The organism is Streptomyces pimonensis, assembly GCF_041380215.1.
Taxonomy (GTDB): Bacteria; Actinomycetota; Actinomycetes; order Streptomycetales; family Streptomycetaceae; genus Streptomyces; species Streptomyces pimonensis.
This window is the reverse complement of record NZ_JAHWZY010000016.1, coordinates 123,300-144,415: the sequence shown is the minus strand read 5'-3', so window position 1 is coordinate 144,415 and position 21,116 is coordinate 123,300. Positions and strand designations below refer to the sequence as shown.

Genomic DNA, 21,116 nt, shown 5'->3' with positions numbered 1-21,116 from the left:
ATGGGTAAAGCCCGCTTCTGTCCGTTTTGTTGATTTACTGACCGACCAGGCCCGGTCGCAGTGTCTTCGTGAACAGCACGGTGCCGTCCTGCTCCCGCATCCGCACCGTCAGCTCACCGCTGCCGCCGTCGATGTCGACCTCGCCGAAGAACTGGTAGCCCTCGGCGGGCGAGACGTTCGAGGCGCTCGGTGCCTTCACCCACACCCGCTCCGGGCCGAAGGTGCCGTCGAGCGCACTGGCCGGGAAGGCGCCCGCGTTCAGCGGACCGGAGACGAACTCCCAGAACGGCTCGAAGTCGTCGAACGCGGCCCGTGAGGGCTGGTAGTGCTGCGCCGAGGTGTGGTGCACGTCGGCCGTCAGCCACACCGTGCCGGTGATCCGCCGGTGCTTGACGAACCGCAGCAGCTCCGCGATCTGCAGCTCCCGACCCAGCGGTGCCCCCGGGTCGCCCTGGGCCACCGCCTCGACGTGCCGCGCGCCCTCGGTCGTGTCGGGCACGACGAGACCGATCGGCATGTCGGCGGCGATCACCTTCCACACCGCCCGCGACCGAGCCAGCTCCCGCTTCAGCCACTCCAGTTGCTCCCGTCCGAGGATGCCCTGCGGGTCCACGGTCTGGTCGCCGGAGGAGTTGGCGTTGCGGTACGTCCGCATGTCCAGCACGAACACGTCGAGCAGCGGACCCTGCCGCAGCACCCGGTACACCCGGCCCTCCCGGGCGCCCGGCCGCAGCGTGGACATCGGGAAGTACTCGCCGAACGCGCGCCGCGCCCGGGCCGCCAGCACGTCGACGCTCTTCTCCGCGTACCGGGAGTCCGTCTCCGCGATCCGCTGGCCCGGGTACCAGTTGTTGCGCACCTCGTGGTCGTCCCACTGCACGATGGACGGCACCCGGGCGTTGAACCGGCGCAGGTTCTCGTCGAGCAGGTTGTAGCGGAAGTTGCCCCGGAACTCGGCCAGGGTCTCGGCGACCTTGGCCTTCTCCTCGGTGGTGACGTTCCGCCAGACACCGCCGCCCGGCAGGGCGGCGGTCGCGGAGACGGGGCCGTCGGCATAGACGGTGTCGCCGCTGAACAGGAAGAAGTCGGGGTCGAGGCGCGCCATCGCGTCGAAGATGCGGTAGCCACCGATGTCGGGGTTGATGCCCCAGCCCTGGCCCGCCAGGTCCCCCGACCACAGGAACCGCACGCCGTCCCGGCGCCGGGTGGAGACCGTGCGGAACGTGCCGGTGACCGGCTCACCGGTGCGGCGCGGGTCGTCGGGGTCGGCGAGCAGCACCCGGTAGTGGATCTGCTGCCCGGACGGCAGCCCGCGCAGCCGGGTCGTGCCGGTGAAGTCGGTGTCCGCGCCGAGCAGCGGACCACGCCACCGGCGCGGGCGACGGAACGACTCGGTCGCCGACGTCTCGACGATCATCCGCGCCGGACGGTCGGAGCGCACCCACACCAGTCCCGAGTCGCTTGTGACGTCGCCGGTCTGCACGCCCCACCCGGCCCGCGGACGCCCCGACCGGGCGAAGGCGGGCGCCGCGAGCGCGGTGGTGGGCAGGGCCAGGGCCGCCGAGGCCGCGAGCGAGCCGCGCAGCACGGCGCGACGGCCGGGGAGCGGACGGTGTGACATGGATGCGCCTCCAGGGACGGGATCCGGCCAGTGTGTGCGACCACACCTACGCGGGCGGCGCGGCGTGCGCGCGAACCCCGGGTGAACAACTCGCTCGGGCGGCTACCGGGCGGCGGCCCTCGCCATCAGGCGCACACCCTCGTGGATCCGCGCGGGCGCCACGTGCGCGTAGCCCAGCACGAGCCGTACGCCCTCCTCCGGTGTCCCGGCGTGCGCGTAGTCCGCGAGCGGGCGCACCGCCACACCGGCCTCCGCCACGCGTGCGAGGAAACGCTCCCGCGGCCCGTAGCGCTCCGGCAGCGCGACGATGACGTGCAGCCCCGCCGCGATCCCCGACACCCCGGCGCCCGGGAAGTGCTCCCCGAGGGCGGCGACCAGGGCGTCACGCCGCTCGCGGTAGGCGCGCTGGCAGCGGCGCAGCTGACGGTCGTAGTCGCCGCGTTCCAGGAACCGGGCGAACAGCGCCTGGTCCAGGGCGGGATGACCGAGATCCATGGTGCGCTTGCGCTCCACCACCTCCTCGGCCCACCCCCGTGGAACCAGCAGCCAGCCGAGCCGCAGCCCCGGGGCGAGGGACTTGCTGACCGAGCCGGTGTAGGCCACGTGCTCGGGGTCGAGCCCCTGGAGAGCGCCGACGGGTGCCCGGTCGTAGCGGAAGTCGCCGTCGTAGTCGTCCTCCAGGACGATCCCGTCCACGGACCGCGCCCAGTCGAGCAGTTCGGTCCGGCGCCGTGCGGAGTACGCGATGCCGGTGGGGAACTGGTGCGCCGGCGTCACGACGGCCGCCCGCGCCCCCGAGGCCCGCAGCGGCTCCATCGCGAGCCCCTCGCCGTCCACCGGCACGGGGACGGCGGTGACCCCGGCGGCGGCGTACAGGGACTCGTGCTGCGGGCTGCCGGGGTCCTCCACGGCGACGGCGCGCACCCCGCGCGCGTGGAGGGCGGACCCGAGCAGCGCCGACGCCTGCGCCACCCCGGAGACCACCACGATCCGCTCGGGATCGGCCACCACGCCCCGGCGCCGTGCGAGCAGCCCGGCCAGTGCCGTGCGCAGCCGGGGCAGCCCGCGCGGATCGGGGTAGCCCAGCTCCTGGTGCGGAAGGTCCGCGAGCACACCGCGCTGCGCCGCCGCCCACGCCGCGCGGGGGAACAGCGACAGGTCGGGTGTCCCGGGGACGAAGTCCGCGCGGGTGCCGGGGGTGCGCGGGGCGAGGTCCCGGGCGTGCGGGCGGGCGGCCCGCACCGCCGCCCCCACCCACGTCCCGGAGCCCCGGCCGGAGCGCAGGTAGCCCTCCGCCGTCAGCTGCTCGTACGCCTCCGTGATCAGCCCGCGCGACACGCCGAGATCGGCTGCCAGGTCACGGCTGGAGGGCAGCCGGGTCCCCGGCGCGAGCCGCCCCGACCGCACCGCCTCGCGCAGCGCGGCCTGCAGCGAACGGCCGCGCGCGCGTGCCGGTGCGGAGACGGCGGGCAGCAGCAACTCCCAGGCGGGGGCGGAGGCGGGCCCGTCGGGGCCGGTCTGCGGTGACGTCATGACAGGGTCACCCTAGGCGTTCACGGGCCGCGGGACGCCTCCGTGCGGCCCCGCCCTCAGCGGCTGCCGTCGAGGATGACGCGCGCGACCAGCGCCGGGTCGTCGTTCATCGGGACGTGACCGCAGCCGGGCAGCCGGACCAGCCGGGCCCGGGGGATGATCCGCTTGGCGCGGATGCCCTGCCGGGGGATCAGGATCCGGTCCCGGGCGCCCCAGGCGACGGTCACGGGGATGCCGGGCACGTCGTCGGTGAACCGTACGGCGCTGCCCGCGCGGAGGGTCTCGGTGAAGCTTCCGGCCCCGGCGAGGGCGAGCGTCTCGGCGACCACGGCCTCGGGGGACCGGCGTCCGGGGCGGGCGTAGATGGTGCCGGTCAGCGCCGCCCGGCCGGCCGCGGAGCGGGCGAGGCGCTCGACCAGCGGGAGCGGCATCCGCTCCGCGACGCGCCGCATGCCGATCAGCACGCCGAAGGCGTACCGCCGCTCCGCCCGGGTCCAGAAACCCGCGGGGGACAGGGCGGTGACGGACCGCACGAGCCGTTCACGGCCGAGCTCCAGGGCCAGCAGGCCGCCGAGCGAGTTGCCCGCGACGTGCGGCCGGCCGAGCTCCAGCTCCTCGCACAGGGCGCCCAGGGCGGCGTTCATGGTCGGCAGGTCGTGGGCGAGGCCGTCGGGCAGCGGCGGGGAGGCGCCGAAGCCCGGCAGGTCCACGGCGATCACCTCGCGCTCGGTCGCCAGGACGTCCACCACCGGGTCCCAGGCCTGGCGGTGGTGGCCGATGCCGTGCAGCAGGAGCAGCGGTTCGCCGCGGCCCGCGCGCGCGTAGGACAGGGTCACGGTCTGCGGGCCGAGGGGAGAGGTGACCTCGAAGGAGACGGTCGCGGACATGGGGGTGCTCCTCGTCTGGGACTCGTGGGAACGGACGTCGCCCGACGCCGTGGACAGCTTGTCAGCAATGACTACCGGCGGGTAGCCCCCGGTCGGCGCCGGCCGTCGGCCGACGGGCGCGTGCGGAGGGTGTACGTCATCCGCGGCCCTGGCAAGCCGCGTTCGCTCGCCGCGCCCGGTGGAAGCCCCCGCACCGCGACCCCGGCACGCCCCCGGGGCCCGTCGTCGTACCCGATTGGTCTTGACCAAGGGTGAGGGGCGCTTTATGGTCGCAGACAAGTGAAACAACCTTTAATAAACAAGGGCGCTAAAACGCGGCCGGACACGGCGATCGTGGAGGACAGGGTGGGGACCACGCAGCTGGGAACGGTGCCGGAACCGAAGTACTGGCACCTCAGGACCGTGCTCAGTGAGGCGCTGGACTCGGAGTTCTCGGTGGGCGAGATCCTGCCCAACGAGCGCGACCTCGCCGCCCGCTTCGGCGTCGCCCGCGCCACGCTCCGGCAGGCCCTGGAACAACTCGAGCTCGAAGGCAGGCTGCAGCGCCGCCGCGGCGTGGGCACCACGGTCGCCCCGCCGCGCATGGGCGTGTCCGTCGGCACGGCACAGCAGGCCTGGCCCGGCGGGCCGCACGACGCCTGGCAGGCCCTCGACTGCGCGCTCGAGGTGCCGCCCGCCGCCGTCGCCGAGACGCTGGTGACCGGCCGCGACGAGTCCGTGCACGTCGTGCGGCGCTCCCGCGTCTCCCACGGCCAGCCCGTCGCCGCCGAACTCCTCTACATCCCCGCGGACTCGGTACCGGACCTGTCCGGCATCGACGCGCCGTCCGGCGCCGCACGCGCGCGTGCGGTGCTGCGGGAACTGCAGCGCCTGGAGCTGGAGCGGCAGGAGAACGCGGTGGAGCTCGGCTCCGCCCGCGCGGACGACGCGCGCGAACTGGACCGTCTGCCCGGTGCGCCCGTCCTCGTCGTCACCACCCGCTTCGTCGCCCGTGGCCGCACCGCCGCGCTCTCCGTGGCCACGTACCGCGCGGACACCTGCCGTCTGACCTTCGGCGACTCCGGCGGCGTCGAGATCCACCACGGACCGGAACGCCACGCGTCCTGACGGTGCGGCGGCCCGCCGGTGCGGTGACGGCTCGCTGCCGGTCGGCCGACAGCTGAAGGCGTGAGGGCGCGCTGTACGCCTCCGCCGTCACCGTGGTGCTGTCTCGCCGGGCGCCTTCCGTCGGTGCGTTCGCCGTTCCGCAGGCCGACCGGGTGCCGAGGCGTCGGTGCGGGCGCCGTTCGCTCCGGCCGGGGTCCGGGTACCCACCGGGGCCGGAGCGCGCGGCCGTCAGCGGCGGGCCGTCACCGTGCCCTCCACCGCGAAGAGTTGCTCCTCCACGTGGTCGAGGGCGAGGCGGACCGCGCCGGTGGCGACCGCCGCCTCGCCGAGGCGGGACAGGGCGACCTTCGGCGGACGCAGGCAGTAGCGGGCCAGTTCGCGGCGCAGCGGCTCCAGGACGCCGTCCAGGCCGGCCGCCCAGCCGCCGATCACGACCAGCTCCGGGTCGAGGGCCAGCACCAGTGCCGCCACGTCGTGGACGAGCCGGCGGATGAACCGGTCCATGGCCGCCAGCGCCCGCTGGTCGCCCTCGCGGGCCTGGGCGAAGACGTCCGCGACGGCCTGCTCGTCGAGCGGGTGCAGCGGCTCGTCCGTGGTGGACAGCAGGGTTTCGGGGGTCGCTTCCCGGCCCAGCAGGTGCAGCGCACCGATCTCGCCGGCCGCCCCGCCGTACCCCCGGTGCAGCCGCCCGCCGATCAGCGAGCCGGCGCCCGGACTCAGCCCGGCCAGCACGAACACCACGTCGTCGGTTCCCCGGGCGGCGCCCTTCCAGTGCTCGGCGACGACGGCCGCGTTCGCGTCGTTCTCCACCAGCACCGGACACCTGAAGGACCGGCTCAGCCGCTCGCCGAGGCCGAGCCCCGTCCAGCCGGGCAGCGCCGTGCCCAGCCGCACGGTGCCGTCCGCCTCCACGATTCCCGGCGTGCCCACGCCCACGGCGCGCAGCGAGCCGCGCGGGACACCGGCCCGCCGCAGCAGCTCCGCGACGGCTGTGCGCAGCCGCTCCAGCCGCTCGTCGGCGTCGACGGTCTCGTCGACGTCCCGGGCCTGTGCGCCGATCACCCGGCCGTCCAGATCGGCCAGCAGCGCGGCCACCCGGTGCGCGCCGATCTCCAGGCCGAGCAGATGCCCGGCCTCCGCCCGGAACCGGAACCGCCGCGCCGGCCGTCCCTGCCGTCGCGCGGCCCCTTCCCCGGCCGCCGTCTCCACGACGAGACCCGCCTCGATGAGTCCCTCCACGACGCCCTCGACGGTCGGCCGGGACAGTCCCGTCACCCGGGTCACCTCGGTCAGCGTCGCGCAGTCCGTCGCCCGCAACGCGTGCAGTACGACCGCGGAGTTGATCCTTCGCAGCAGCGAGGGGGCCCCGCCGGTCAGCCGACCCACCGTCCGTCCTCCCAGCTCGTGCGCGTGTTGGGCGGATCGTACTCGGCGCGGCGGACCCCGGCGACCTCCGGGCGCGGCAGCTTTGGGTACGCGGTTCAGCCCGGCGCCACGAAGCCCGACTCGTAGGCGGCGATCACCGCCTGGGTCCGGTCCCGCGCCCCCAGCTTCGCCAGCACGGCGCTCACATGGGACTTCACGGTCTCCGTCCCCACCACCAGCCGCGCCGCTATCTCCGCGTTCGTCAGGCCCCGCGCCATCAGCCGCAGCACCTCCCTCTCGCGCTCGGTCAGCCGCGCCCGCTCCAGCACGGCGCGCGCCGCGCGGTTTCCGCCTCCGTTCCCGTACTCGGCGGCGAGCCGCCGCACCGACGCGGGGAACAGCAGCGACTCGCCCTCGGCGACCAGCCGCACCGCGTGCACGATCTCCGCGGGCCGCGCCCGCTTCAGCAGGAACCCGTCGGCGCCCGCACGCAGCGCCCCGTACACGTACTCGTCGTTCTCGAACGTCGTCACGACGAGGATCTTCGGCGGCGCGTCGACCGACCGCAGCAGCGCGCGCGTGGCATCGATCCCGTCCAGCAGCGGCATGCGTACGTCCATGGCGACCACGTCCGGCCGCAGTCGCCGCACCAGTGGGATCACCGCCGCACCGTCGGCCGCCTCCCCGACCACCTCGATGTCCGGCTGTGCCTCCAACACGGCCCGCAGACCCGTGCGTACGAGGGGTTCGTCGTCGACGAGCAGAACGGTCACCGGCATCCGGCCAGCGTAGATCAGCGCAACGGCAGCTCGACGCGCACCCGCCAGTCGCCCTCGTCGGGGCCCGTCCACGCCCGGCCGCCCAGCAGCGCCGCGCGCTCGCGTATGCCGCGCAGGCCGCTGCCCCGGCCGGGTAGCGCCTCGGCCAGCGGGTTGCGGATCTCCAGCAGCAGCGTCCCGTCGGCGACACGCACCCCGACCCGTACGGGAACCGCCCCCGCGTGCCGCAGCGCGTTGGTCAGTGACTCCTGCAGGATGCGGTAGCCCTCGCGGGACACCGGACCCGGCACGGTGTCCAGGGGGCCGGCCACCTCGGCGTCGACCTTCGCCCCGGACGCGCGGGCGGACTCCAGCAGACGGCCGGCCTCAGCCAGTGTCGGCCGGCTGCCGACGGACTTCTCGGGCTCACGCAGGACGCCCAGGACCCGCTCCAGGTCCTCCAGCGCCGCCCGGCCAGTCTCCTCGATGGCGTCCAGCGCCCGGTCGGTGAAGGCCGGATCGCCCGCCGCCCGCGCGGCACCGGCCTGCACCACCGCGACGGTGAGGGCGTGGCCGATCGAGTCGTGCAACTCATGGGCGATGCGGTTGCGTTCCAGCAGTTGGTCGGTGCGGGCCTCCAAAGCGGCCAGTCGCTCGGCGGGGGAGGGCCCGAGCAGCCACAGGGCCAGGGCGGTGATCAGCTCGCCCGCCACGACGACCACGGCGCCGAGGACCAGCAGCGGAAGGGGGACGAGCAGCGCGTACCACCAGTGCTGCCCCGGAACCTGCACGAACGTCGCGGGATCCGCCGCACCGCCCCCGGCCGTGTTCGCCAGGTCCACGGCGAGCATGGGCAGGTGGATGGTCAGAAAGGAGACGCCACCGCCGAGGAACAGCCGGCACTGGAGCCACACCACGGTCCGCCCGCGGTGGGCCCAAGTGGCGGACGGCGCCGGCACGATCTCCGTGTCGCGCGCGCCGTACCGCCGCCCGAGGAGCAGCCCGGCGGCCTGCACCCCCTCCACCGTCCGCATCGCCGGCACCAGTCCGGCGAGCGCGAGCAGCACCGCGGCCAGGTACATCCGGGTGTTGTCGATGAGGTACCACATGACCGGCCACACGACGGCCATGAACAGATGCAGCCACCGTGTGTACGTCACCGCCCGCCGGAACGGGCGCAGCATGCGGATCATTCCGTCATCGTGCCAGCGCCCACTGACAACCCGTCTCCCCCGCACGGGGGAGACGATCCCCCAGGCCGGGGGAGGCCCCGGCCCGGCCGGACGGCCAGGCTGTGGCACATGACCAGCATCGACGTCCAGGACCTCACCAAGGAGTACGGCACCCGGCGAGCCGTCGACCACCTCACCTTCCGCGTCCGGCCCGGCGGCGTCACCGGATTCCTCGGCCCCAACGGCGCCGGCAAGTCCACCACCATGCGCCTGGTGCTCGGCCTCGACCACCCCACGTCCGGCTCCGCCACCATCGGCGGCCGCGCCTACGCCACCCTGAGTGAACCCCTGCGCCAGGTGGGCGCCCTGCTGGACGCCCAGGCCGCCCACGGCTCCCGCACCGGCCGCGACCATCTGCGCGTCCTGGCGGCGAGCCACCGCATCCCGGACCGCCGGGTCGACGAGGTGCTGGAGGAGACCGGCCTGGGCCCGGCGGGGCGCCGCCGGGTGCGGACGTACTCCCTGGGCATGCGTCAGCGACTGGGCATCGCCGCCGCGCTGCTCGGCGACCCGGAGGTGGTCATGCTCGACGAACCGTCCAACGGCCTCGACCCCGAAGGCATCGTGTGGATCCGTACCCTGCTGCGCCGGCTCGCGGACGAGGGACGGACCGTCCTGGTATCCAGCCATCTGATGAACGAGACCGCCTCCTTCGCCGACCACCTCGTCGTCCTCGGACGGGGCCGGCTCCTCGCCGACACCCCGATGCGGGAGTTCATCGACGCGCGCGTGCGCCCCGCCGTCCGCATCCGGACCTCCGACCCCACCGGCCTCAAAAGCGTCCTCGCCGGGCACGGTCACGGCGCCGTGGAACACCCGGACGGCCACTGGACCGTGCCGGACGCGCGCGTGGACGACGTCGGACGCCTCGCTTCCGCCGCCGGGGTGCCGATCCTCGAACTCACCGCGGACGAGGGCACGCTGGAACAGGCCTATCTGGACCTGACCGCCGCCGAGACCGAGTTCGCCGCGCAGCCCCAGGAGGCCTGACCATGCGGTTCGCACCCGTACTCCACTCCGAGTTGCTGAAGATCCGCACGGTCCGCTCGCTCCCGGGAGCACTGCTCGCGCTCTTCGCGGTGACCGCGGCGTTCTCCGGGATCGCCGGAGTGGATGGCACGTCGGACCCGGAGCTCGACCCGCTGTTCACGGCCCTGTCCGGTGTCGTTCCGGGTCAGATCGCCGCCGTCTCCTTCGGCGCCATGGCCGTATCGGCGGAGTACCACAACGCGGCTCTGCGGCTCTCCTTGGCCGCGGTCCCACAACGCGGACGCTGGTTCGCCGCGAAGGCCACGGCGATCGCCGTACCCACGCTGGTCGTGAGCCTGTTGGCCTCTCTGGCCGCCCTCCTCGTGGCACGCGCGGGGCTCGGCCAGGCGGCGAGCGGCCTCACCCCGGCCGAGCAGATCCGCGGTGTCGTGGGCTGCGGCGTCTACCTCACGCTGATGGCCCTGTTCGCCGCGGGCCTCGCGACCCTGCTGCGCAGTGGGGTGGCCACGCTGTCCGTGCTGATCCCGTTCATCCTCGTCGTGTCCTTCGTGATCGGCGACGCGGCCGGCACCGTCGTCGACTTCCTGCCCGACCGGGCCGGACAGGTGGTCCTGTACGAGACCCACGACGGAACGCTCGGCCCCTGGGCGGGACTGGCGGTGACCGCGCTGTGGACGGCTGCCGCCCTGGGGGCCGGGGTGTGGAGCCTGCGCCGCCGGGACGCCTGACCGGAAGCCGGCCGACGCCCCGCCGGCCGCCGGCGGTGGCGGGTCCACTGGACCCGACGGACACAGCCCGGCACATCGCCCTCATCGACGAGCTGTGCTTCCGCCCCTTCCCGGCGGAGCACGGCCCGCCGGACGTCGGCTTCGGGGGACCGGGCCACCACGTCGCCGTGCTGGAGGCCGATGACGGGCCGGGCGGCGATCCCGTGCGGCGGGCGGCGGCGGGCCGGTTCGAGGAGCACCACGACGCCGTGTACGAGGTGCGGCCCCCCGCTGGGGGACACCGATCCCCGGAACGCGCGGGCGGTCCCGCCGCACACGGGGCGGGAGAGGGCGCCCGAGCCGTGGGCCTGGCTCGGCGCCCGCGCCGGCGCGACCCGGCTGTGGCAGGTGCGGGGCACCGGACGCCGGGTCGCCGTGGCGGTCGCCGACCGGGACCCGGCCGACGGGATCCGGCTGCCGACGGTGGTCGCGGAAACCGCTCCGCCCCGGGCCCCGGCCGTCACTCCTCGGCCGCGGCCTCCCGCAGCCGGCCGAACTCCTCCGCCAGCGTCGCCGGCGTCCAGTGCGCGTTCAGCCCGCTCGGATTGGGCAGCACCCACACGCGGGTGCCGCCGATGGTCCGCTCCTGGGGCCCGACCCGCGCCTTCCGGTCGTCGAACGCCGCGCGGTACGCGGTGATTCCCAGCACGGCCAGCCACCGCGGCCGCAGCCGGGCCACTTTCAGGGCGAGCAGCCGACCGCCCTCCCGGTACTCCTCTGCGCCCAGCTCGTCGGCCCGCGCGGTCGCCCGCGCCACGACATTGGTGATGCCGAGTCCGTACGACAGCAGCTCCCGCTGCTCGGACGGCAGCAGCAGCCGGGGCGTGAAACCGGAGCGGTGCAGGGCCGGCCAGAAGCGGTTGCCGGGGCGGGCGAAGTGGTGACCGGTCGCGGCCGTCATCAGACCGGGGTTGATGCCGCAGAACAGCACGCGCAGGCCGTCCGCGACCACATCCGGTACGAGGCGGTCGCGGGCGGCCTCCAGCTCCTCCTGGGTGAAGCGTGTCAGAGGATCGCCCCGGGGGTGTACCCGGCGGCCGCCGGGTGCTGCTTGACGATCTCGTCGACGCGGCCGACGACGGTGGCGACCTGGTCGCCCGCGGCACCGGTGAAGGACAGCTTGTCCGCCATCAGCGCCTCCAGCTCGGCACGGCCGAGCGGCAGCCGCTCGTCGGCGGCGAGCTTGTCGAGGAGGTCGTTGCGCTCGGCACCCTGCTCCCGCATGGCGAGGGCGGTGGCGACGGCGTTCTCCTTGATCGCCTCGTGCGCGACCTCGCGGCCGACGCCCGCGCGCACGGCGCCCATCAGCACCTTGGTGGTGGCGAGGAACGGCAGGTAGCGGTCCAGCTCCCGGGCCACGACCGCCGGGAAGGCGCCGAACTCGTCGAGCACCGTCAGGAACGTCTCCAACAGGCCGTCGAGCGCGAAGAACGCGTCCGGCAGCGCGACCCGGCGCACCACCGAGCAGGACACGTCGCCCTCGTTCCACTGGTCGCCCGCCAGCTCGCCGGTCATCGAGGCGTAACCGCGCAGGATCACCATCAGGCCGTTGACGCGCTCGCAGGAGCGGGTGTTCATCTTGTGCGGCATCGCGGACGAGCCGACCTGGCCCGGCTTGAAGCCCTCGGTGACCAGCTCGTGCCCGGCCATCAGCCGGATCGTCCTCGCCAGCGACGACGGCGCGGCGGCCAGCTGCACCAGCGCGGTGACGACCTCGTAGTCGAGCGAGCGCGGGTAGACCTGACCGACGCTCGTGAACGCCTGGGAGAAGCCCAGGTGCCCGGCGACCCGCCGCTCCAGCTCCGCCAGCTTGCCCGCGTCGCCGCCGAGCAGGTCCAGCATGTCCTGCGCGGTGCCGACCGGGCCCTTGACACCGCGCAACGGGTAGCGGCCCAGCAGCTCCTCCACCCGGCCGTACGCGACGAGCAGCTCGTCGGCGGCGGTGGCGAACCGCTTGCCGAGGGTGGTGGCCTGCGCGGCCACGTTGTGCGAGCGGCCGGCCATGACCAGCTCGCCGTACTCACCGGCCAGCTTGCCCAGGCGGGCCAGCACGGCCACCGTACGGTCGCGCACCAGCTCCAGCGAGAGCCGGATCTGCAGCTGCTCGACGTTCTCGGTGAGGTCGCGGGAGGTCATCCCCTTGTGCACGTGCTCGTGCCCGGCGAGGTCGTTGAACTCCTCGATCCGCGCCTTCACGTCGTGCCGGGTGACCTTCTCGCGTTCGGCGATCGAGGCCAGGTCGACGGTGTCGAGGACCCGCTCGTAGTCGGCGATCGCGGTGTCGGGCACCTCGATCCCGAGGTCCTTCTGGGCCCGCAGCACGGCGAGCCAGAGCCGCCGCTCCAGTTTCACCTTCCGCTCGGGCGACCAGAGCGTGGCGAGCTCGGCGGAGGCGTAGCGTCCGGCGAGGACGTTGGGGATACGGGGCTTGGCGGGCGCAGCAGTCACGTGCACGGAGTCTACTGTCGATTCCTGCAGGCCCGCGCCACCGGGTGACCTGGAGGAAACCACAGGGAGACGCTACCGGCCCTCGTAGGGCAGCAGCTCGGGCCGCTTCGGCGGCAGCCCGTCGCCGGAGGAACGGCCGGTGAGCCGGCGGCCGATCCACGGCAGCAGGTGCTGCCGGGCGAACCGGGCGTCCTCGACCCGCCGGGCCACCCAGCGTGGGGGGAGCGTCGCCTCCGGGGGCAGGTGCCACTCGGGGTCCTCCGGCGGGTGCCCGAGCGTCTGCCACACCGCCTCGGCGACCCTGCGGTGCCCGTCCGCGGTCAGGTGCAGCCGGTCCACGTCCCACAGCCGGGGGTCGGCGAGCGACGGCGCGCCGTACAGGTCGACGACCAGCGCGCCGTGCTTCCGGGCGAGTTCGTCGACGCACTCGAACAGCGCCTCCATGCGCGGGCGGAAGCGCTCCAGGACCGGCCCCTGGCGGCCGGGGCTGTGCATCAGCACCAGCTGCCCGCAGTGCGGCGCCAGCCGCTCCACGGCCTCGGTCAGCAGGTCCCGCACCCTCCCCATGTCGCACTTGGGCCGCAGGGTGTCGTTGAGCCCGCCGACCAGGGTGACGACGTCGGCCCGCATGGCGGCGGCGGCCTCGACCTGCTCGTCGACGATCTGCTGGATCAGCTTGCCGCGCACCGCGAGGTTGGCGTACCGGAAACCGGGGCGTGCGGCCGCCATCCGTGCGGCGAGGAGATCGGCCCAGCCCCGGTAGGTGCCGTCGGGAAGGAGGTCCGACATGCCTTCGGTGAAGGAGTCGCCGAGGGCGACGAGGCTGTTGTAGGTGGGATTCGTGTGCATGGCGACACAGATGGTATCCCGCGGCACATACCCAGCGGTCGGTCGCCCTCCCCGCGCTCAGGCCCGCTGCCCGAACAGCTCCTGCAGCACGTCCTCCATGGTCACCAGTCCGGCCAGCCGCCCGTCGGTCCCGAGGACGGCCGCCAGATGCGTACGGCTGCTCCGCATGGCGGTGAGGACGTCGTCCATCGGTGTGCTCTCCCGCACCCGTGCGATGGGCCGCATGTCGTCCAGCCGGAACGGCAGGTCCCGCGGCGAGGCGTCCAGGGCGTCCTTCACGTGCAGGTAGCCGACGATCCGCCGCTGCTCGTCCACCACCGGGAAGCGGGAGAACCCGGACTCCGCCGACAGCCGCTCCAGCCCCTCCGGGGTGACCCCCACGCTTGCGTAGACCACGCGTTCCAGTGGCATCACCACGTCCCGCACGGGCCGCCGGCCCAGCTCCAGCGCGTCGTGCAGCCGCTCGAGCGCACGGTCGTCGATGAGGCCCGCCTCGCCCGAGTCCCTCACGATCTCGGCCAGTTCGGAGTCCGAGAAGGACGCGACGACCTCGTCCCGCGTCTCGACCCGCATCAGCTTCAGCAGCGCGTTGGCGAACGCGTTGACCGTGAAGATCACCGGGCGCAGTACGCGGGACAGCGCCACCAGCGGCGGACCCAGCAACAGGGCGCTGCGCACCGGCTCGGCGAGCGCGATGTTCTTCGGCACCATCTCGCCGAGCAGCATGTGCAGGTAGGTCGCGAGCGCCAGCGCGATCACGAACGACACCGCGTGCCCCGCGCTCTGCGGCACGCCCACCGCGTGGAACGCCGGTTCGAGCAGGTGTGCGATGGCCGGCTCGGCGACGACGCCGAGGACCAGCGTGCACAGCGTGATGCCGAGCTGCGCGGCCGCCATCAGCGCGGAGACGTGCTCCAGACCCCACAGCACGCTCTTCGCGCGCCGGTCGCCGCCGTCCGCGTACGGCTCGATCTGGCTGCGGCGGACCGAGATCAGCGCGAACTCCGCGCCGACGAAGAAGGCGTTGACGACCAGGGTCGCCAGACCGATCAGCAGCTGTACGACGGTCATCGCCGTGCCCCCCTGTCCTTCGTGGTCCCGGCCGTCCGCCGGTCCGTCGCGTGCCGGTCGTCGAGGGGCGCGTGCAGCAGGACGCGCGCCGCACGGCGGCCGGTGGCGTCGACCACGTCCAGGCGCCAGCCGGCGACCTCGAAGGTGTCGCCGACGGCCGGGATCCGGCCCAGCCCGGCCGCCACGAGTCCGGCGAGGGTCTCGTACGGCCCCTCCGGCGCGCGCAGGCCGACCCGGGCGAGCTGGTCCACCCGCGCGGAGCCGTCGGCCGAGAACAGGGTGTGCCCGTTCGCGTCGGTGCCGGCGCGGGCCAGGTCGGGGGTCTCGTGCGGGTCGTGCTCGTCGCGGACCTCGCCGACGACCTCCTCGACGATGTCCTCCAGCGTGGCCACGCCGGCCGTGCCGCCGTACTCGTCGATCACCACGGCCATGGTGCGCCGCCCGGAGAGCCGGTCGAGGAGCCGGTCGACGGTGAGCGTTCCGGGGACCAGCAGGGATTCGCGCATCACCTCCGACACGGGCACCCGGGCCCGGCGTTCGGCGGGCAGCGCCAGCACGTCCTTGACGTGCGCGGTGCCGACGACCGCGTCGAGGGTGTCGCGGTAGACGGGGAACCGGGACAGTCCGGTCGCCCGGGTCGCGTTCGCCACGTCCTCACAGGTGGCGTGCACCTCCAGTGCGACGACCCGGACGCGCGGTGTCATCACGTTCGCGGCGGTGAGGTCGGCGAGGTTCAGCGTGCGGACGAAGAGCTCGGCGGTGTCCGGCTCCAGGGCACCCTCCCGGGCGGAGTGCCGGGCGAGCGCCGCGAGCTCCTGCGGCCCGCGCGCGGACTCCAGTTCCTCGGCGGGTTCCACGCCGATGCGGCGCGCTATGCGGTTGGCCATGTTGTTCAGGTGCGTGATGAACGGGCGGAAGGCGGCGCTGAACCAGCGTTGTGCGTTGCCCACCCGTCTGGCGACGGCCAGCGGCGAGGAGATCGCCCAGTTCTTGGGCACCAGCTCGCCGACCACCATCAGGAACACCGTCGACAGGGCCGTGCCGATCACCAGGGCGAGGGAGCGCGCCACCGAACCGGAGACGCCGATGTCCTCCAGCGGGCCGGTGATCAGCGCGACGATCGAGGGCTCGGCCAGCATGCCGACCACCAGGTTGGTGACCGTGATGCCGAGCTGTGCGCCGGAGAGCTGGAAGGTCAGGTTCCGTACGGCTTCGAGGGCGCCCGCGGCCCCCCGCTCACCGCGTTCGGCGGCCCGCTCCAGATCGGCCCGCTCGACCGTGGTGAGGGAGAACTCGGCCGCGACGAACGCGCCGCAGGCGAGCGAGAGCAGGATCGCCGTCAGAAGGAGGAGCACTTCGGTCATCGGGTCACCTCCGTCCCATGGTCGGACAGGACGGGAACGGATGCGCGGTGTCGTGGACCGGAGGACTCGTCCATGGGCGGACGCACACAACCTTTCATGAGGACCGAGTGACCGCCCGAGGCAAAGGGGCCGCCCAAAGGGTGCCGCCGGCCGTGGATCACCCGGTGAGGGGCTTCACCCAGCGCCGCCGGCGTTCCTCCCGCGCGTACCCCGCGGCGCCCCATGCATGATGGGCCGTCCCGTTGTCCTGGAGCACCATCGCGTCCGCGCGGCGCCCGCCGAGCCGTGCGAACCGCTCCTCCGCCACGGCCAGCAGCGCGGAGCCGATGCCCCGGCGGCGGCGGTCCGGGCGCACCGCCAGCCGGTAGAGGTGGCACCGCCACCCGTCGAAGCCCGCGATCACCGTGCCGACCAGCTCGCCGTCGCTCTCCGCGAGGATCAGCGCTTCGGGGTCGCGGGCGACCAGCCGCTCCACGCCCTCCCGGTCGTCACTGATGCTCGGGCCCTCGGCGGCCACCTTCCAGAAGGCCAGCACGGTGTCGAGATCCTCGGGCCCGGCGGCCCGTACACGCAGCTCACTCATGCCGCGATCCCAGCACGTGCGAGCCCGTACGGCAGGGAGTTCCACGATCCGGACGCCCGGCCGCGCACACCGCCCCGCCCGCCCGGAGCGTCTTCGCCGAGGAGTTCGGCAAGGAACGCGAAGGCACGGGCGAAGACCGCCGCTGAGCCGTCGGACGGCCTGCGCATCGACCTCGCGTGGCTGCTCATGCCCGCCGAGCGGCAGACCCCGAAAGACCCCCAGATCACCGACGGGGGCGCCCTCGTCGCCGCCGTCGCACGCCGCGAGGCCGAGATCTTCGACGTACCCGTCCACGACGGCCCGCACGTCCGCGTCGCGTCGCTGCTCCGGCTGCTGATCCGGGTCCCCGCGCTGGAGCGCTCCAACGCCCTGTTCGCCTCCGCCGTCGCGTACGCCTGCCTCGTCGCCAGTGGCCTGAAGGTCGTCACCTCGCCGGAACAGGCGCGCGACCTGGCCCGGCTCGTCGACGACGGCGAGGTGACGGTGGACGACATCGCGGCCGGGCTGCGCCGTTGGTGCGGCTGATCAGCTCCCGGTGGCCGCCGCGTCGACCGGCGGCCGCCACGCGGTACCCGTGACGCAGTACGAGGTGGGCAGCGCCGGCCCCCTGTCCGGCATCAGCACCCGCCGGTACGGGCCGAGCTCGAACCCCGCCTCCCGCAGCGCGCCGACCGGATCCCGCGCCACATGGCAGCCACCGGTCAGCGGCGGCCACACCGTCCGGTCCAGCGCCCGCTGGGCGAGGCGCATGACCCGGCCGCCGCCCCGGCCGTGTTCGAAGAACCTCACCTCGCCGCCCGGCCGCAGCACCCGCCTCAGCTCCGCCAGCGCCCGCGGCACGTCCCGGACGCTGCACAGCACCAGCGAGAGCACCGCCGCGTCGAACGCCTCGCTCCTGACCGGCAGCGCCTCCGCCACACCCGGCACCACATCCACCGGCACCCGGGCGCGCAGGGCGGCCTCCACAGCCAGCGCCCGCAGCTCCCGCTCCGGTTCGACGGCGACGATCTCCGAGACGGCGCCCGGACAGTGCGCGAAGTTCAGACCGTTGCCCGCGCCCACCTCGATCACCCGGCCGGACAGTCCGCCGAGCAGTCGGCGCCGCACCCCGGCCACCCCCGTGCGGGTCTCGGCGGCGACGCTGAGCCGGGCGTAGCACCGCGCGAACAGTGGATGGTGCACGGCATCCCACTGCCCCCTCGTGGACCGGCCGGACCGCGGCTGCATGAGGACCTCCCTCAGGACGGGCCTACGCCGATTCTCCCCCGAACAGCTGATCCACACCCCTGCCGGCCGTCAGGGCGCCTCGCGCATCCGGAACGTCTCCGCGTCCCAGGTCCCCTCCAGCCGGGGCGCCAGCCAGCGCGGCGCCGAGGCCCGGAACCCGGCGGGGTCCAGCGCGCCCGCCCCGGCCGGTACGGCGCCCAGCAGGGGGGCGCCAGCCACGTCCGGCAGGTCCAGCAGGTTGCACCGCGAGGCCAGGTCGGGCCCGGCGGGCCAGCTACCGATCACCACACCCGCCAGGTCCAGCCCCCGCCCGCGCAGTTCACGGGCCGTCAGCTCCGTGACGTTCAGGGTGCCGAGCCCGGCCGACGCCACCACCAGCACCGGCGCGGCCAGCAGCGCCGCCGCGTCCGCCAGCGTCCCGCCGGCCGCGTCGAACCGCACGAGCAGTCCGCCCGCGCCCTCCACCAGCACCAGATCGTGCTCCGTGGCCAGTTTGGCGGCCCGCTCCGCGACCTCGTTCGGACGCACCGGCGCCCGGCCGGCCCGTCGGGCCGCCGTGGCCGGCGCCAGCGGATCCGGGTACCGGGCCAGCTCGTCCGTCGTCACCGCACCGGCGAGCCGCGCGACCTCCTCGGCGTCCCCGGTCTCCTCCGGCCGCACACCCGTCTGCGCCGCCTTCAGCACGGCCACCGACCGGCCCGCCGCCAGCGCCGTCGCGGCGAGGGCGGCCGTCACCACCGTCTTGCCGACCTCGGTGCCCGTGCCCGTGATCACCAACACCGTCATGTCATCCCTCCTTCGCCGCCGCGCACACCGCGCGGGCGATGCGCGCCACGTCCGCGTCGTCCGTGACGTACGGCGGCATGGTGTAGATCAGATCGCGGAAGGGCCGCAGCCACACGCCCTCCCGCACGGCGGCCTCCGTGGCCGCCCGCACGTCGACGGCGTGGTCGAGCTGGACGACCCCGATGGCGCCGAGCACCCGCACGTCCCGCACCCCGGGCAGCCCGGCCGCCGGCGCCAGCCCTTCCCGCAGACCCGCCTCGATCCGCTCGACCTCCGCGAGCCAGTCCTGGCCGAGCAGCAGCTCGACGGAGGCGCAGGCCACGGCCGCCGCCAGCGGATTGCCCATGAACGTCGGACCGTGCGCCAGCACCGGCACCTCACCGCGCGAGATCCCTCGCGCCACCCGCGCGGTGCACAGTGTCGCCGCCATGGTCAGATAACCGCCGGTCAGCGCCTTGCCCACACACATCACATCCGGCGTCACCGCCGCGTGCCCCGCCGCGAACAGCGTGCCAGTGCGCCCGAACCCGGTCGCGATCTCGTCGAACACCAGCAGCACGTCGTGCGCGTCGCACGCCTCGCGCAGCACCCGCAGATACGCGGGGGAGTGGAACCGCATCCCGCCCGCGCCCTGCACCACCGGCTCCACGATCACCGCGGCCAGCTCGCCGGCGTGTCGTTCGACCGTGGACCGCAGGTGCTCCGCGTACGCCTCCTCGTACCCGGCCGGCGGCGCGTCCGCGAAGACCTGGCGCGGCAGCACCCCGGACCACAGCTCGTGCATCCCGCCCTCGGGATCGCACACCGACATCGGCTGCCAGGTGTCGCCGTGGTAGCCGCCCCGCCAGGTCAGCAGCCGCCGTTTCTCCGGCCGGCCCAGCGAACGCCAGTACTGCAGGCACATCTTCACCGCGACCTCGACCGACACCGACCCGGAGTCGGCGAGGAACACGTGCTCGAGACCGTCCGGCGACACGTCGACGAGGAGTTTCGCCAGCCGCACGGCGGGCTCGTGGGTGAGCCCGCCGAACATCACGTGGCTCATCCGCTCCAGCTGCCCGCGCGCGGCCTCGTTGAGCACCGGGTGGTTGTAGCCGTGGATCGCCGACCACCAGGACGACATCCCGTCGACCAGTTCGCCCGAGCCGTCGGCGAGCCGCAGCCGCACCCCGCTCGCCGACTCCACGACGAGTGGTTCCTGACGGCCCGGCATGGGCCCGTACGGATGCCAGACGTGCCGCCGGTCGAGCTCCAGCAGCTCGGCGACGGACCGCTCAGGCATTGGGCGCGAGGTCCGTTCCGGCGCCCCGGCGGCGTACCGCGACCAGGTCCGTGCGGGGCTCCTCGGGCGCACTCCCGCAGGATTCCGCGGTCGCCGGACCGCACACGGCGGCACCCTCGTGCGAGCCGCAGCCGCCGACCGCGCGGTGCCCGGGCAGCGTCACCTCGCCGGCGCCCTCCACCTCGAACCCGGCGTCCGCGATCATCTCCAGGTCGGCCTTGCCGGCCTGGCCCTCGCTGGTGAGGTAGTCGCCGAGGAAGATCGAGTTGGCCAGGTGCAGCGCGAGCGGCTGCATCGTGCGCAGGTGCACCTCACGGCCGCCGGCGATCCGCACCTCGACGTCCGGGCAGACGAACCGCACCATCGCGAGGATCCTGAGGCACCGCTGCGGGGTCAGGTTCCACTCCTTGGCGAGCGGCGTCCCCTCGAACGGGATCAGGAAGTTGACCGGCACCGAGTCCGGGTCCAGCTCGCGCAGCGAGAAGACCACGTCGGCCAGGTCCTCGTCGGACTCGCCCATACCGGCGATCAGCCCGGAGCAGGCGGACAGACCGGCCGCGTGCGCCTTCCGTACGGTGTTCACCCGGTCGGCGTACGTGTGCGTGGACGTGATGTCCCCGTACGTCGACTCGGACGTGTTGAGGTTGTGGTTGTAGGCGTCCGCGCCCGCCTCCCGCAGCCGCTCCGCCTGGCCGTCGGAGAGCAGGCCGAGGCAGGCGCACACCTCGACGCCCTCGTGCCGCTCCTTGATGGCCTTGATGGTGTCGGAGACCCGGTCCACGTCACGGTCGGTCGGGCCCCGGCCGCTGGCCACCAGGCACACCCGCTTGGCGCCGCCCGCGAGTCCGGCGGCGGCCGCCTGCGACGCCTGCTCCGGCTTGAGCCAGGTGTACTTCAGGATGTCGGCCTTGGAGCCGAGCCGCTGGGAGCAGTAGGAGCAGTCCTCCGGGCACAGGCCGGACTTGAGGTTGACGAGATAGTTGAGCTTCACCCGTCGGCCGAACCAGTGCCGCCGCACCTTCCCGGCCGCGGCCACCACATCGAGCAGGTCGTCGTCGGACGTCGCGAGGACGGCCAGAGCTTCCCCGCGGGTCGGCGTCTCGCGCCGAAGCCCCTTGTCCACCAGCGTGTTCAGCAGGTCCATGGAAGCTGATCCTGTCCTACCCGACCGGCCCGGGCCAAGGAGGGTTCGTACAACGGGGGCACTTCGAGGTGTGGGTATCGCCACACGGTGGTCCGTCCGGCC

Annotated in this window: 20 protein-coding genes; 4 read left to right on the top strand and 16 right to left on the bottom strand. The window is 74.1% G+C overall.

Translation table 11 applies throughout. The features are described 5' to 3' along the window. Nucleotides 1–34: 34 nt before the first annotated feature. The 3 genes from KYY02_RS18135 to KYY02_RS18125 all read right to left on the bottom strand — a co-directional run bounded on the left by KYY02_RS18135 (nucleotide 35) and on the right by KYY02_RS18125 (nucleotide 4,041). Complete coding sequence (locus KYY02_RS18135; protein ID WP_371239037.1) at nucleotides 35–1,621, bottom strand: alkaline phosphatase D family protein; 1,587 nt, start codon at nucleotides 1,619–1,621, stop codon at nucleotides 35–37. A 102-nt stretch (nucleotides 1,622–1,723) separates the two neighbouring features. Further along, entirely contained in the window at nucleotides 1,724–3,154 is a 1,431-nt protein-coding gene (gene pdxR / locus KYY02_RS18130; protein WP_371239035.1) for a MocR-like pyridoxine biosynthesis transcription factor PdxR, read from the bottom strand. Between the two features lie 56 nt (nucleotides 3,155–3,210). Next, the gene (locus tag KYY02_RS18125) at nucleotides 3,211–4,041 is read right to left on the bottom strand and encodes an alpha/beta fold hydrolase (protein WP_371239033.1); all 831 of its coding nucleotides are present in this window, start codon (nucleotides 4,039–4,041) and stop codon (nucleotides 3,211–3,213) included. Between the two features lie 345 nt (nucleotides 4,042–4,386). Between KYY02_RS18125 and KYY02_RS18120 the strand changes: the two genes are divergently transcribed. Continuing rightward, nucleotides 4,387–5,148, top strand: coding sequence for a GntR family transcriptional regulator (locus KYY02_RS18120; protein WP_371239031.1), 762 nt, complete (start codon nucleotides 4,387–4,389; stop codon nucleotides 5,146–5,148). A 228-nt stretch (nucleotides 5,149–5,376) separates the two neighbouring features. Here KYY02_RS18120 and KYY02_RS18115 read toward each other — a convergent pair whose 3' ends face one another. The 3 genes from KYY02_RS18115 to KYY02_RS18105 all read right to left on the bottom strand — a co-directional run bounded on the left by KYY02_RS18115 (nucleotide 5,377) and on the right by KYY02_RS18105 (nucleotide 8,464). Further along, the gene (locus tag KYY02_RS18115) at nucleotides 5,377–6,534 is read right to left on the bottom strand and encodes an ROK family transcriptional regulator (protein WP_371239029.1); all 1,158 of its coding nucleotides are present in this window, start codon (nucleotides 6,532–6,534) and stop codon (nucleotides 5,377–5,379) included. Nucleotides 6,535–6,629: 95 nt separating this feature from the next. Further along, nucleotides 6,630–7,292 carry a response regulator transcription factor gene (locus KYY02_RS18110; protein WP_371239027.1) on the bottom strand — a complete coding sequence of 221 codons (663 nt, stop codon included), beginning with the start codon at nucleotides 7,290–7,292 and terminating at the stop codon, nucleotides 6,630–6,632. A gap of 14 nt (nucleotides 7,293–7,306) precedes the next feature. Beyond that, nucleotides 7,307–8,464 (bottom strand): sensor histidine kinase, encoded by a 1,158-nt coding sequence (locus KYY02_RS18105; RefSeq protein WP_371239025.1) that lies wholly within the window; start codon nucleotides 8,462–8,464, stop codon nucleotides 7,307–7,309. Between the two features lie 108 nt (nucleotides 8,465–8,572). Between KYY02_RS18105 and KYY02_RS18100 the strand changes: the two genes are divergently transcribed. Together KYY02_RS18100 and KYY02_RS18095 are read left to right on the top strand one after the other, a co-directional pair. Further along, nucleotides 8,573–9,493 (top strand): ABC transporter ATP-binding protein, encoded by a 921-nt coding sequence (locus KYY02_RS18100; RefSeq protein ID WP_371239023.1) that lies wholly within the window; start codon nucleotides 8,573–8,575, stop codon nucleotides 9,491–9,493. 2 nt (nucleotides 9,494–9,495) lie between these two features. Further along, on the top strand, nucleotides 9,496–10,221 hold the full coding sequence (locus tag KYY02_RS18095) for an ABC transporter permease (RefSeq protein WP_371239021.1): 726 nt from the start codon (nucleotides 9,496–9,498) through the stop codon (nucleotides 10,219–10,221). Between the two features lie 499 nt (nucleotides 10,222–10,720). Here KYY02_RS18095 and mug read toward each other — a convergent pair whose 3' ends face one another. The 6 genes from mug to KYY02_RS18065 all read right to left on the bottom strand — a co-directional run bounded on the left by mug (nucleotide 10,721) and on the right by KYY02_RS18065 (nucleotide 16,575). Beyond that, nucleotides 10,721–11,269: a G/U mismatch-specific DNA glycosylase gene (mug, locus tag KYY02_RS18090; protein ID WP_371239085.1), complete on the bottom strand. Its 549-nt coding sequence runs from the start codon at nucleotides 11,267–11,269 to the stop codon at nucleotides 10,721–10,723. Further along, nucleotides 11,266–12,708 (bottom strand): adenylosuccinate lyase, encoded by a 1,443-nt coding sequence (purB, locus tag KYY02_RS18085; protein ID WP_371239019.1) that lies wholly within the window; start codon nucleotides 12,706–12,708, stop codon nucleotides 11,266–11,268. Before purB ends, mug begins: the two co-directional genes overlap by 4 nt. 72 nt (nucleotides 12,709–12,780) lie before the next feature. Continuing rightward, a complete protein-coding gene (locus KYY02_RS18080) occupies nucleotides 12,781–13,557 on the bottom strand; it encodes an SGNH/GDSL hydrolase family protein (RefSeq protein ID WP_371239017.1) in 777 nt (258 codons plus the stop codon). 57 nt (nucleotides 13,558–13,614) lie between these two features. Then, nucleotides 13,615–14,628, bottom strand: a complete 1,014-nt coding sequence (locus KYY02_RS18075) for a hemolysin family protein (RefSeq protein ID WP_371239015.1) — start codon at nucleotides 14,626–14,628, stop codon at nucleotides 13,615–13,617. Beyond that, on the bottom strand, nucleotides 14,625–15,992 hold the full coding sequence (locus KYY02_RS18070) for a hemolysin family protein (protein ID WP_371239013.1): 1,368 nt from the start codon (nucleotides 15,990–15,992) through the stop codon (nucleotides 14,625–14,627). Before KYY02_RS18070 ends, KYY02_RS18075 begins: the two co-directional genes overlap by 4 nt. A gap of 157 nt (nucleotides 15,993–16,149) precedes the next feature. Continuing rightward, nucleotides 16,150–16,575: a GNAT family N-acetyltransferase gene (locus tag KYY02_RS18065; protein ID WP_371239011.1), complete on the bottom strand. Its 426-nt coding sequence runs from the start codon at nucleotides 16,573–16,575 to the stop codon at nucleotides 16,150–16,152. A 186-nt stretch (nucleotides 16,576–16,761) separates the two neighbouring features. Between KYY02_RS18065 and KYY02_RS18060 the strand changes: the two genes are divergently transcribed. Continuing rightward, nucleotides 16,762–17,100, top strand: a complete 339-nt coding sequence (locus KYY02_RS18060; RefSeq protein WP_371239009.1) for a fic family toxin-antitoxin system, toxin component — start codon at nucleotides 16,762–16,764, stop codon at nucleotides 17,098–17,100. Here KYY02_RS18060 and KYY02_RS18055 read toward each other — a convergent pair whose 3' ends face one another. The 4 genes from KYY02_RS18055 to bioB all read right to left on the bottom strand — a co-directional run bounded on the left by KYY02_RS18055 (nucleotide 17,101) and on the right by bioB (nucleotide 21,014). After that, a complete protein-coding gene (locus KYY02_RS18055) occupies nucleotides 17,101–17,802 on the bottom strand; it encodes a class I SAM-dependent methyltransferase (RefSeq protein WP_371239007.1) in 702 nt (233 codons plus the stop codon). A 69-nt stretch (nucleotides 17,803–17,871) separates the two neighbouring features. Beyond that, nucleotides 17,872–18,588, bottom strand: coding sequence for a dethiobiotin synthase (bioD, locus tag KYY02_RS18050; protein ID WP_371239005.1), 717 nt, complete (start codon nucleotides 18,586–18,588; stop codon nucleotides 17,872–17,874). Between the two features lies 1 nt (nucleotide 18,589). Beyond that, complete coding sequence (locus tag KYY02_RS18045) at nucleotides 18,590–19,870, bottom strand: adenosylmethionine--8-amino-7-oxononanoate transaminase (RefSeq protein ID WP_371239003.1); 1,281 nt, start codon at nucleotides 19,868–19,870, stop codon at nucleotides 18,590–18,592. Continuing rightward, entirely contained in the window at nucleotides 19,863–21,014 is a 1,152-nt protein-coding gene (gene bioB / locus KYY02_RS18040; protein WP_371239001.1) for a biotin synthase BioB, read from the bottom strand. The genes KYY02_RS18045 and bioB overlap by 8 nt, the downstream gene beginning before the upstream one ends. Nucleotides 21,015–21,116: the final 102 nt, after the last annotated feature.

Excerpts from the sequence above, each read along its gene's own strand:
- KYY02_RS18135 (WP_371239037.1), bottom strand. The coding sequence starts at position 1,621 with ATGTCACACCGTCCGCTCCCCGGCCGTCGCGCCGTGCTGCGCGGCTCG.
- pdxR (WP_371239035.1), bottom strand. The coding sequence starts at position 3,154 with ATGACGTCACCGCAGACCGGCCCCGACGGGCCCGCCTCCGCCCCCGCC.
- KYY02_RS18125 (WP_371239033.1), bottom strand. The coding sequence starts at position 4,041 with ATGTCCGCGACCGTCTCCTTCGAGGTCACCTCTCCCCTCGGCCCGCAG.
- KYY02_RS18110 (WP_371239027.1), bottom strand. The coding sequence starts at position 7,292 with ATGCCGGTGACCGTTCTGCTCGTCGACGACGAACCCCTCGTACGCACG.
- KYY02_RS18105 (WP_371239025.1), bottom strand. The coding sequence starts at position 8,464 with ATGATCCGCATGCTGCGCCCGTTCCGGCGGGCGGTGACGTACACACGG.
- KYY02_RS18100 (WP_371239023.1), top strand. The coding sequence starts at position 8,573 with ATGACCAGCATCGACGTCCAGGACCTCACCAAGGAGTACGGCACCCGG.
- KYY02_RS18095 (WP_371239021.1), top strand. The coding sequence starts at position 9,496 with ATGCGGTTCGCACCCGTACTCCACTCCGAGTTGCTGAAGATCCGCACG.
- KYY02_RS18080 (WP_371239017.1), bottom strand. The coding sequence starts at position 13,557 with ATGCACACGAATCCCACCTACAACAGCCTCGTCGCCCTCGGCGACTCC.
- KYY02_RS18075 (WP_371239015.1), bottom strand. The coding sequence starts at position 14,628 with ATGACCGTCGTACAGCTGCTGATCGGTCTGGCGACCCTGGTCGTCAAC.
- KYY02_RS18070 (WP_371239013.1), bottom strand. The coding sequence starts at position 15,992 with ATGACCGAAGTGCTCCTCCTTCTGACGGCGATCCTGCTCTCGCTCGCC.
- KYY02_RS18065 (WP_371239011.1), bottom strand. The coding sequence starts at position 16,575 with ATGAGTGAGCTGCGTGTACGGGCCGCCGGGCCCGAGGATCTCGACACC.
- KYY02_RS18060 (WP_371239009.1), top strand. The coding sequence starts at position 16,762 with ATGCCCGCCGAGCGGCAGACCCCGAAAGACCCCCAGATCACCGACGGG.
- KYY02_RS18055 (WP_371239007.1), bottom strand. The coding sequence starts at position 17,802 with ATGCAGCCGCGGTCCGGCCGGTCCACGAGGGGGCAGTGGGATGCCGTG.
- bioD (WP_371239005.1), bottom strand. The coding sequence starts at position 18,588 with ATGACGGTGTTGGTGATCACGGGCACGGGCACCGAGGTCGGCAAGACG.
- KYY02_RS18045 (WP_371239003.1), bottom strand. The coding sequence starts at position 19,870 with ATGCCTGAGCGGTCCGTCGCCGAGCTGCTGGAGCTCGACCGGCGGCAC.
- bioB (WP_371239001.1), bottom strand. The coding sequence starts at position 21,014 with ATGGACCTGCTGAACACGCTGGTGGACAAGGGGCTTCGGCGCGAGACG.